Below are 7,719 nucleotides of genomic sequence, written 5' to 3' on the forward strand. Positions count from 1 at the left end.
CTCTTTTTGTTTATTGATACGGGTTTAATTACGCATTCACAGTTTTGGTCGGGCGACTCGGTGAACAACCGTCATTACGGTAAGGAATGATATACGCATTCCCCTCTTCAGGGTGAATAATTTGATAGTACTGAGGCAGGTTAAAGTTAATAAACTTCGACGCGACGCGACTATCGTCTTTTACCGACGTGTAGAAACTGTTTACAGACGAAATCATTTCATCTTTGGAGCCACTAAATTGGTGATACACTTCCACTTGATTTGACTCATCCAACACATAAATATTGAAGCCATCTTCGTTATCTTCAAAGAAGAACTGCACTAGACCTTCACTGGCAAACCCATCCACCGCTTCAGGCATTTGATATTCTTGCTCACGATCGAGCATTAACAGCGGCGAGCCTTTGAGTTTGTTAGTAGAAATGCTGCGGTAGAAATCGATGGAATTTTCTAGCTTCTGCACCGACACACCACGACGTTCAAAGAACAACCCATAAGTCTGGTTACCAAGACGCATCGCTTTAAAGCGGCGACGTTTCTCTTGCTCTACTGGTTTCAAGCGTAAGTCGATACATTCAGCTAAAAGCTGGTAAACCATATTGCGCATCACACCACGCATGTTCTTCGCATAGCAGAACACATCCACTGATTCTGGTGGCAACGCATCTTGGTGCATTTTGCCCAAAATGGTTTTCAGTGCATCCAGCATCGCCGTTTCCCCTTTGAAATGCAGCGTACGCACTTCATGCCAAGAATTACGGTAAACAAGGTCAACACTGCCGACTAAATTTTTATGTTCTGGACCAAAGCTAAAAATATCGGTGTTCTTAACATCCACTTTCAACGAACGACCAGAAAGTTCAGACGTCGGATCATTTTCGAAGTTGATGAACATCGCAAGCTGGCTTATTTCACAAGGACTCGCTAGCGCCTGCATAGATGGACGACGCTTACGCAACGCAAAAGTATTTCGTAAGTCACTCACCATTTGGTAAAACTTATCAATATCTAGCTGCGCTTCACGTACCACGGCATGTAAACGAGTCGATTCAGTGATCAAGCCATTGAAGAATGCCCAAGCAACCAACTTACTCAAGTATTCATGATGCTCTAGATATGGTTGCCCCAAAATGCGGTGCGCAATAAGTGGTTGTTTATAGAGGTACCAACCAGACTTGTTCACTCCCCCTTTTTTCACTTCGATAAAGCTCAAGTCAGGCTCGTGCAGATCAGGTGAAATCTGTGGGTTTAGTAACGTTACTTTGCCCGGCAATACTTCAAAAGCCGCGTAAAGTTTACGGGCCAAAATACTGATGTCTTGCGGACTGATAGCAGAAGTGATGTCGTTACGACGCGCAAATTGAATCAAGTTACGGTAGCTTTGCATCAACGCATCCAGCAATGCATGATGTACCACCTTCACTTGTTCAACCTTCCAATTACGGCGGTCATCGAGCTCTGCAACGACACTGGCATCCCAATTCCATTTTGCAATCATATCGCTCAGCGCTTCACGACGCCAAGCTACTGAGCCAACATTCGGCTCACGAGATAGTTTTTCATGGGTTTTGAGATAGAAACAGCGACGCACTAAATCCAAACGTGTATCGTCTTGAATTCGCTCTAAGTAACGGGTTACTTTTTCCAACATTAAGTAGTACGCATCCATGCCATAGAGATCAGGCTCATGGGCAAAGAAACGACGTTTAGTGTCGATGCTTAACAATTGAGTATGCGGGTATTCCCACGAGTAAGCTTCTAGCAAGATGGCTTTTAATACCGATTTGTAGGGAGAGTCGATGCTTTTGTATAACTGCCACAAGTTCGAGCCGAAGTATTCTTCAGCAGGAATGCAGTTCAATTTACCAAAGTCGATCCATTCACTACAGTCGATGTAACCATCACTGCAAAGTTGAGAAACGTACTCGTCGTAACACTCTTCCATTTCTGGCGGCACGATTTGCCATAACAAACGCTGTCCGGCAATACGCACCGCACTACGATAGAATTCATCTAGCAAAAGTAAGTGCTGAGATGAACCACAGTTATCACCTGTCATCTCCTCAGAATGATTGCTTCTAAAGCGCTCTTTATCCATTAAGAAAAAGTTCGCTTCCACGCCTTTGCTTTGTGCCCAATCCGTGATGAGTAGGCATTTATTGGTCAATAACTCGCGTTCGTCACAATCCATCTCTGGAGAAATACACACCCAAATATCCAAATCACTGGAAGTACTTTGACCAATCGAGGAGGTACTGCCCATGGTGTACAAACCCAATATAGCGGGCTTTTCTACCGTCTTGAGCGGCTGACCAATGGCAAGTTGAATATCATCTATGAATTGTTGCTGAATGCTATTTAGTTCAAGCCCATGCACACCAAACGGGACATCGGCATCATAATAGCCAGGAATTACAGGATGGTTGTAGTTCAACAAGGCAGGAATCAAATGGAAGACTTGCTGGCTTTGCGAATCCATAAGCGCCAGCGCGCGATCAACTCGCTGCTGATTCAAATTATCTAGTCGCTGGATGATTTTTTGGGTGTAAGCCTGCAAGGGGAATTCCTTGGTTGAACAATCACGAAAATCTGCTGACGTTTTAAACCAAAACGGCTTAAAAACGTGATCAATTTAACACTTTTATTGGTGCGGGTAAAGCTTCACGCCCGCGTATCACTCTGGATACAAAACCATACTTTAGTCACAAAATTAATCGCGCGGTAGTGTCGCTCTTATTACCTATTACTAATAATAGTCCTTAGTCTAATTGAGAATCCAGTCACACTATTTTCATAACGTCATGTAATTCCATTCATAGCCTTCAGAGATAACGAACTAACAGTAAGCATTTCTTGATGAGAATGGTAGGATAAACCCAAATCCAAACAGCATTGAGAAGATCATGACACAATCCACACCGATTCGCATTGCAACTCGAAAAAGCCCTCTTGCTTTATGGCAAGCTTACTTTGTTAAAGACGCCCTTCAAGCCGCTCACCCAGGCTTGGAAGTCGAGTTAGTAACCATGGTGACCAAAGGTGACGTGATTTTAGATACACCACTAGCAAAAGTTGGCGGCAAAGGCTTGTTCGTAAAAGAGCTTGAAGTCGCGATGCTAGAAGGACGTGCAGACCTCGCCGTTCACTCAATGAAAGACGTGCCCGTCGATTTCCCAGAAGGCCTTGGCCTCGTGACCATTTGTGAGCGTGAAGATCCTCGTGATGCCTTCGTCTCTAATACCTATAGCCACATTGATGAGCTCCCTCAAGGTGCCGTGGTTGGTACTTGCAGTTTGCGTCGTCAATGCCAACTGAAAGAATATCGTCCGGACATCATCATCAAAGAGCTTCGCGGTAATGTGGGCACTCGCCTTGGTAAGTTAGATACGGGTGAGTATGATGCAATCATTCTTGCTGCGGCTGGCCTTAAACGATTGAAGCTTGAAGAGCGCATTCGTAGCTTTATCGAACCAGAGCAATCACTACCAGCGGTAGGCCAAGGTGCTGTCGGTATTGAGTGCCGCCTTGACGATGAAAGACTGCTTAAGCTGCTTGAGCCACTTAACCACCAAGACACCGTAGACCGCGTTTTGTGTGAGCGCGCAATGAACCTTACGCTAGAAGGCGGCTGTCAGGTACCGATCGGCAGCTATGCCCTACTAGACGGCGACAACATTTGGTTACGCGCATTAGTTGGCGAACCAGATGGCAGCGAAATTGTTCGTGGTGAAATTCGTGGCCATCGTAAAGATGGCGAAGCATTAGGAGTGCAGCTAGCCAATGAGCTGCTAGATAACGGCGCTCGTGAAATCCTAACTAAGCTGTACGCAGATCACGAATAACCATGGCAGTGTTGGTCACTCGGCCGGGAGAGCAAGGCAACGCGCTTTGCTCTCTGCTCGAAAGGCACGGCATTTCCGCATATCACCATCCTCTGATCGACATTGTCGCCGATCTCACGGACACGCACCTCTCTAAACATCTACATCAAGCTCAAATTGTTATCGCTGTTAGTCGACATGCCGTGCAATGTGCACAGCAAATCTTAGCCAGTAACGGGATGTCATGGCCGAAACAAGCTATTTACCTTGCCGTTGGTCAAAAAACAGCACACTATTTAAGCAAATGTACCCAACAGAAAGTACACTATCCCCAAGTCAGTGATAGTGAACACTTATTGCGACTGCCAGAGCTCAACAATGTGGCACAACAACAAGTTCTTATCCTTCGTGGTAACGGCGGAAGAGAGCTGATCAAAGATGCATTGGTGAGACGTGGCGCAAAAGTTCACTATAGTGAGACTTACAAGAGAGAATTCATCCCATTCGATCCAGTAAGCTGTGTCTCACTATGGAAAAACCTACAAATTAACCAGATTGTTGTCACCAGTGGTGAACAACTGGATTATTTGTGCAGCCAATTGACGTCGGAGCAATTGACTTGGCTTAATCAACAAGAGTTGTATATCCCCAGTCAGCGTATCGCTGACATCGCAATCCAAAGGGGGTTCACTCGCGTGAGATGCACGGGAAGCGCATCCAACCAAGAATTACTGGCGGCTCTCCAGCCCTAGCTACACAGGATATAGGCATGACAAGTAAAAATAACGACCAAAAAAATAACGATAAAAACCTTTCCGAAGAAACCTCATCGGCACCGCTAGTCGAAAAAACCACATCGCAGCAGGATGCGGCCCCTAAAAAAGAACAGCCACAAGCGGCCGAGCCCCCAAAAACAGCAGAGCCAACCAAAGTCGAGTTTGAAGAAAAACAAGGCAAACGCGGTGTCAAACTAGGCACGGTCGCTATCATCTTATCGATTATTTTTGGCGGTGGCCTCGCGTACAAGCTGCATCAACAGCAAGCCGATTACCAAGCGCAGATCGCCCAACTAAAAAGTCAGCTAGAAAGCACTCAAGCTTCCATGAAGCAAGAGCTCAGCCGGGTACAAGAAGAAACCATCGAGAAAGCAACGACCGTGACACACAAAGCGGAAGTGGTACTGGGACAGCAACAGAAGAGCATTGAAAGCTTACAGCTTGCCGTTGCCGATGTGAAAGGTCGTCGACCAAACGACTGGCTACTTGCTGAAGCCGATTACCTCGTCAAATTAGCAGGTCGTAAACTGTTCTTAGAGCATGACGTAGAAAGCGCAACTCAACTAATGGAAAGTGCAGACCAACGCATTGCAGCACTGAATGACCCTAGCCTGGTCAAACTACGTAAAGCAATGGCGAACGATATCACCAAACTTCGCACTATCCCGCTAATTGACCGTGATGGATTGGTACTACGCTTAACTGCCCTACAACAGCAAGTAGACAAGCTCCCTCTCGCCAATGCACTGCTACCTGAAGCTGAAGCCGTAGAAAACACTGAAGTGTCTGAAGATATCGCAAACTGGCAAGATAACTTAATGACCTCTTTGAAGGACTTTTCAGAAAACTTCATTACCTTCCGCACGCGCGATGGTAACGTCATTCCACTGCTTTCTCCTGAGCAACACTTTTACCTGAAAGAAAACATCAAAGCCAAATTGGAAACGGCAATAAAAGCGGTGTACCAAGAACAAGGTGAAATTTACACCACATCTCTAAAAACAGCCGACAAATGGGCATTAGCTTTCTTCAACCAAGACGATAATTCCGTTAAAGAGTTCAACAAAACGGTTAACCTGCTAAGTCAGCAAAATATTCAAGTGGAATACCCAACAAAACTGCAAAGTCAGTCTCAACTATCAGATGTCATCCGTGAACGCCTACGTCGTGAAGTCACAACGATGACAGGCATGGAGGATAAGTAATGTTTCGTCTTATTTTCCTATTTGTTGTACTAGGCGCAGGACTATTTGTTGGCACCCAGTTTTCTGGTCAGCAAGGCTATGTACTTATCTCCATTGCCGAGAAAACGATCGAGATGAGCGTAACGACCTTAGTGGTTTTCGTTATCGCTGCACTCGCAGGTCTTTTTCTGCTTGAGTACCTGATTAAGAAGTTAGTTTATGCTAGTTCTACAACATGGAACTACTTCAGTGTTCGCAAAATGCGCCATTCCCGCCGATACACCAATGAAGGCATTATTAAACTTCTAGAAGGTGACTGGAAAGGTGCTGAGAAGAAAGTAACTCGCTGGGCAAATCATCACGATATGCCGCTGCTTTGCTACTTGGTTGCGTCTGAAGCCGCACAAGGCCAAGGTGATAAAGCAAAACGAGATCACTATCTAGAGCTAGCGAGCCAACAAGAGAACGCCCATCTCGCAGTAGAACTGACTCGAGCGAAACAATTTATCCGCGACAACGAGTTCGAGTCCGCTTTCGATACCTTGCAATCGTTAAAAAGTCAGTATGCGAGTAACTCTATTGTATTGAACTTGCTGAAAACAACGTATATGCAGCTAAAGTTGTGGCAACCTCTTATTGACCTCTTGCCACAACTAACCAAAGCAAAACTCATCACGGAAGAAGAACATGCAGAGCTGATTCAAAAGGCGCAGTGCGGCTTACTCCATGAAGTAGCGCAACAACAAGGTAGCGAAGGGCTTATCTCTCATTGGAATAGTCTCTCACGTAAAGTGAAACAAGACACACACCTCGTTGCCTGTTTTGCTCGAGAACTCATCACACGAAAAGCTGATGCAGAAGCCTTTACCGTGCTAAAAGAAGCATTAAAAAAACAACCTGCCCCAGAGCTTTATCAACTACTGCCAGATCTAAATCTACCAGATACCCACCCTGTCGTGGTCTTCTTAGAGGGAGTAGTGAAGAAAGAACCGGATAACGCCGCTGCCCATAGCGCATTAGCGCACTTCTATTTCCGTCAAGAGAAGTGGCAAGAAGCCCAGGATCACTTTGAGATCGCCTTAAAGCTTCGCTCTGACGTCTCTGACTATGCATTCCTAGCAGACACACTAGAGAAGCAAAATCTAACCAAAGCTGCTCACGAAGTCTCTCGTAAAGCTCTCACGCTCGTACAGAATGACTAACTTAAGATGACCTAACCAAGCCGACAGCTTACCTGTCGGCTTTTTTATTGCCTGCTATTAACCCTTTAGTCCTTAGTCATCAATATGTTTATCCAATTCATTGGCTCCCAAGTAGTTCTCAACTTCCTAGCAACTCACTATCGTTTCACTTTCCTCTTCTTTTTTTGACTACTCTGATCCTGTCATTCCAGCAGAATCCAAAACAATTTTAAAAGATGCAGGAATACGTAACTTTAGCCTGTTGATGTATGGTTTTAAGACGTAGCTAGATTTAGGCAATAGAGCACACGCGTCGCTAGACTGAGCAAAACAAAAAGATACATCAGTGAAACAGTGGCTATTTTAGTATGCTTATTTGTTCGGTCTATCCGATAAAAGGGGCTAGAGAAGCAATGGTAGTGCTTTAAGAGAACGATAAGGCAATAAACAAAACATCTCCAACAACCTTATCGGGACAGCATGCAGTGATGAGGATGAACAACTTTAGAGGCAACTGCACTTCTTAGCAAAAATCAAAACGTCACAACCAATACCGATACCAATATTACTTTGTCGAAAAGTAGATCGCATATGGAATTGATTTTTGGCAAGCACAGATAGAGTAATAAAGATGTGCGGAAATGAAAAAAGCCTCGCTATTTCTAGCGAGGCTTCTTAATAGTGGCGGAGAGATAGGGATTTGAACCCTAGATACGCTATTAACGTATGCCGGTTTTCAAGACCGGTGCTTTCAACC

At 45.0% G+C, this 7,719-nt stretch carries 5 protein-coding genes; 4 read left to right on the forward strand and 1 reads right to left on the reverse strand.

From position 1 onward, the window contains the following. Window positions 1-28: 28 nt before the first annotated feature. Window positions 29-2,557, reverse strand: coding sequence for a class I adenylate cyclase (locus R7O03_RS18945; protein WP_053350817.1), 2,529 nt, complete (start codon window positions 2,555-2,557; stop codon window positions 29-31). Window positions 2,558-2,903: 346 nt separating this feature from the next. On the opposite strand from R7O03_RS18945, the gene hemC reads away from it, so the two are divergent. Genes hemC through R7O03_RS18965 form a run of 4 tightly spaced genes read left to right on the forward strand, consistent with a single transcriptional unit; the run spans window position 2,904 to window position 6,983 of the window. Next, window positions 2,904-3,842 carry a hydroxymethylbilane synthase gene (hemC, locus tag R7O03_RS18950; RefSeq protein WP_318131942.1) on the forward strand — a complete coding sequence of 313 codons (939 nt, stop codon included), beginning with the start codon at window positions 2,904-2,906 and terminating at the stop codon, window positions 3,840-3,842. Between the two features lie 2 nt (window positions 3,843-3,844). Beyond that, window positions 3,845-4,573 (forward strand): uroporphyrinogen-III synthase, encoded by a 729-nt coding sequence (locus R7O03_RS18955; RefSeq protein WP_062730807.1) that lies wholly within the window; start codon window positions 3,845-3,847, stop codon window positions 4,571-4,573. Between the two features lie 17 nt (window positions 4,574-4,590). Further along, window positions 4,591-5,802 carry a uroporphyrinogen-III C-methyltransferase gene (locus R7O03_RS18960; RefSeq protein ID WP_318131943.1) on the forward strand — a complete coding sequence of 404 codons (1,212 nt, stop codon included), beginning with the start codon at window positions 4,591-4,593 and terminating at the stop codon, window positions 5,800-5,802. Beyond that, window positions 5,802-6,983, forward strand: coding sequence for a heme biosynthesis protein HemY (locus tag R7O03_RS18965; RefSeq protein WP_042523916.1), 1,182 nt, complete (start codon window positions 5,802-5,804; stop codon window positions 6,981-6,983). The genes R7O03_RS18960 and R7O03_RS18965 overlap by 1 nt, the downstream gene beginning before the upstream one ends. Window positions 6,984-7,719: the final 736 nt, after the last annotated feature.

The organism is Vibrio sp. Vb2960 (assembly GCF_033337665.1).
GTDB lineage: Bacteria > Pseudomonadota > Gammaproteobacteria > Enterobacterales > Vibrionaceae > Vibrio > Vibrio alginolyticus.